General features: G+C 64.9%; 2 protein-coding genes. Both read right to left on the bottom strand.

The window, feature by feature from the left end; genetic code table 11:
* On the bottom strand, positions 1–183 hold a 183-nt coding region (locus tag AC1D01_RS25010), incomplete at its 3' end, for a hypothetical protein (protein ID WP_477871170.1).
* A 508-nt stretch (positions 184–691) separates the two neighbouring features.
* Positions 692–3634 carry a polymorphic toxin type 47 domain-containing protein gene (locus tag AC1D01_RS25005; protein WP_477871168.1) on the bottom strand — a complete coding sequence of 981 codons (2943 nt, stop codon included), beginning with the start codon at positions 3632–3634 and terminating at the stop codon, positions 692–694.
* Positions 3635–3663: the final 29 nt, after the last annotated feature.

Below are 3663 nucleotides of genomic sequence, written 5' to 3'. Positions count from 1 at the left end.
GTACTGCATCGTCGTCTGCCCGCCGCGCTGCAGCTGCAGCGGGTTCTGCTGCCGCACCACCTGGCCCAGCGCGTCGTAGCGGTACTCGATCACCCCGGCGTCCGGGTCGGTCAGCTTGAGCTTGTTGCCCCGCACGTCGTAGCTGATCTGCACGCTGTTCTGCAGCGCATCCTTCGTCGCCACCAGGTTGCCGAACGCGTCGTGCTGGTGAACGATCTGCGCGCCCAGCGGATCGGTGATGCGGATCGTGCGCCCTTCGACACGTCAACCCAAGCTCTCCACCCACGACTCAGCGACACCCCAACCTACGACAAAGTCGTGATGGTTGCTGCAGAGTAGGTAACTCGCATCCTCGTCACAGACATAGAACTCGAGCGCCGGACACTCCTTCAATACTCGCAGCAGGTCGGAGCCGGTCATAAACTTCCAGACTGTGTTCGCCCCATTCAGGAACATCAAGCAGGTCGTCGTTCCAACGTACCTCGGAATGAGTTCCCAGCCATCTGGTCGTAGCCGCCCCTCAGGCGCAGCATTGTCATCCCAAGGTTCGTGTCGCCTGACGTCCACACCGAGCCTCTCTAGCAACCTAAGCACCATTGCCTGTTTTTCGCCAGTCCCTAGGACCGCTACCGGAACTCCTGTCGCAGTAAGCGCCAAAGATACGTGATCCAAACTCATCGCCGCTGCTTCCCTAACGATTGAACGGAACTTCATCCAGAAGGATGTGCCCTCGGACTGCACCACCATCCCCTCGCTTGCCGCCGGACTGGAACCCCACGTGAGGGACGTCAGGCCCGTTCTTGGCGTGTGCCCAGTCAACATTGACCTCCGCTCCGCTCTTGTGTCGCCATTCCACTGGGAATGACTTTCCGTTCGCGTCTCGTGCCCACCGCGTCACTTCGAACTCGCTCTTTGGCAGTCCCGTCTTTTCGAACGCGGTGTTGAGCGCATCGCCCACGCTCTTGCCGGATCCTCGGAAGTCAAGATCATTGGGGCCAAGCTTCCACCGCGTCCCCTTTGCAGCACCACCTCCTCCAGTGCTCGGTCCCGGCGCAAGCACGCCCGACTGAGAATCGTCAGGACGGTTGCCCGACCAAAGACCACTGACCATCGCAGCCGCAAACCACGGCGCAACCTTGCCTGACTCGACGCCCTTTTGCAACGTCTCTGCCGCCCAGGTCTCAACCAGTTCGTTCGGCGTCGGGAAACCGCCATTAGGCTCAAGATTGCCAGCTTCTCCACGCCACTGACGCAGTTCGGCCGATGCTCGCCCTATCGCCCCGCCATCGTCTGCTCCCTTCGCGACTGCAGCACCTTGCCGTTGATTGTCGGGCGAGGTCTTCGTCGCTGTCGTGTTGACCGTCTCATTGGGCGTCGGGTTGGGATGTCCCAGCGGATTCTCACCCGTTGGCAGACATTTCGGGCGGCAAATGCTGCGCGGATCCCAGGTCTTGTCTTCCTTCTTGTCCGCCCACCCGCTCGGATCCGTGCGCGCCAGCGGGTCGTTGCGCACGTAGCTGTAGCGGTTGTAGGTCTGCAGGTCCGACGGGTCGCTGACTAGCTGGTCCACCGACAGGAAGCGACCGATCGTCGGGTCATACATCCGGCCGTTCATGTGCGTGAGCCCGATGTCATCGAGCTGCTCATGGCCGGTGAAGCCGCGGTCGGTGCCGCTGTTGACGGCCGGGCTCCAGTCGATCACCAGCGTGCCGGCGGCGTCGTAGTTGCCATTCGCAAAGCGGCGCTTGCCGAACGGGTCGTAGGCGTCGCGGGCCGTCACGTCGCYGTTGTGATCCGTGGTCGCAGCGATGCTGCCCAGGTGGTCCTTGTGCCAGTACTCCAGCTTCACCGCTGTCATGCTGGACTGCACTACTGGCGCGGTCTGGGTCGCGCCGAGTGCCGGCAGCGCTCCGGTGGTGACCAGCACRCCGAGRCTCTGGCCGCCGGCGCTCAGGTAGTGCCGGTTGCTCGTGACGGCAGGGTTCGCAGCACTCGGATTGGTCGGCGCATTGACCTCGCTCTCGAAGGCCAGCCCTCCGGTGTTGTCCGGGTGCAGGTACCACGTCGTTCTCGTACCGGCATTGACGCCACTTGGGATCGTCCGCACCTCGCGGATGCGGGCGTGATCTTCGTCGTAGCTCCACACGTAGCTTGGCCCGCCTGACGGTCCTTGCACACCGCTCTGGCTGTCCGGCAGGTTGAAGCCCGTGTAGGTGATGCCGCGGTACTTGCCCGCCGTCGCGCTCGCGATGTTCCCGTTAGCATCGAACCCGTAAGTGTTGCCGGCTGCGCCTTCAATCGATTGAACGGCATGCGGCCTCACCGCATTGGCACCCTGCGCGCTGTAGCTGTACACCCCCACATCGCTCTTGTAGAGAATGCTGCCCAGCGCGTTGTATTGCAGGCTCACGGTGCGCACGAGACCGCTGATCGCAGGCGCCGCCACCGTGTAGCGCTGCAGCCGGCCGAGCGCGTCGTGCTCGAAGTTCTCCGTCACCGCGCCGGTGCTGCCGTCTCCGTTCGCATCGTTGCGGTTCGTGAGGCGCCCCAGACTGTCCCAGACGTAGCCGTGGTTCAGCACGTCGGCCGCGTTACCCTTGCCGGTCGTCAGGCTGCTGGCACGGCCCGTCGCAGCTTCATAGCTCGACTTGCTCACCACCGAGCTGCTGTAGCGCTGCTGCTCCAGCCGATCCCACGCGTTGTAGGCCTGCGCCTGCCACAGCACCGTGCCGGCCGGCAGCGTGACGCTCGCACCCGGTGTGCCCCCTGGTGTGGCCGGCAACGGGTTCACCGTGACCGCCGTCGCCAACGACACGCTGCCGAGGAACCCCTTCGGCGTGTAGCCGTAGTTCACCGTCAGCCCGGTCGGCCAGGTCTGTGTCGCCTGCCGGCCATTCGCGTCATAGCTGAGCGAACTCGCAAAGCTCGGCCCGTTCACCACCGTCGTGCGGTTGCTGACCAGCCGCCCCAGGCTGTCGTACACCCACTGCTGGCTCAWGTCGGTRCTGGCGCTSGTCGCGCACAGCTTGCCGATGCCCATCGCGCAGTTGTCGTAGGTCCAGGTGCKSSYGTAYTCCGGCTCGGTGCGCWGCGTCATCCGCCCGAGCACGTCGTACTGCATCGTCGTCTGCCCGCCGCGCTGCAGCTGCAGCGGGTTCTGCTGCCGCACCACCTGGCCCAGCGCGTCGTAGCGGTACTCGATCACCCCGGCGTCCGGGTCGGTCAGCTTGAGCTTGTTGCCCCGCACGTCGTAGCTGATCTGCACGCTGTTCTGCAGCGCATCCTTCGTCGCCACCAGGTTCCCGAACGCATCGTGCTGGTGAACGATCTGCGCGCCCAGCGGGTCGGTGATGCGGATCGTGCGCCCTTCGACGCTGCTCTCCTCGCGGCGCGTGCGGCCCTGGTCGTCGGTGGTGGTGACCACCAGCGCGCCATACGCCGTGCTCGACAACCTCGCCCGGCGGCTGCCCCGGCTACCGAAGCTTACGCCCGGCTGGCTGCCCTGGCTGTCGGCGGTGTAGATGCGAACCACCCGGCCCAGCGCGTCGTACTCGGTGCGCGACAAGCCCACGTCGGCGCTACCCGTGCTCGTCGACGAGCCGCTGTCCAGAAAGTACGGCTGCGTCTGCAGCACCACCTGGCCCAGGTCGCCGTACTCGGTGT

It is taken from the genome of Rhizobacter sp. P3_B12, assembly GCF_056402895.1.
The sequence above is the reverse complement of the archived record's forward strand: the minus strand, read 5'-3'. Positions and strand labels throughout refer to the sequence as shown.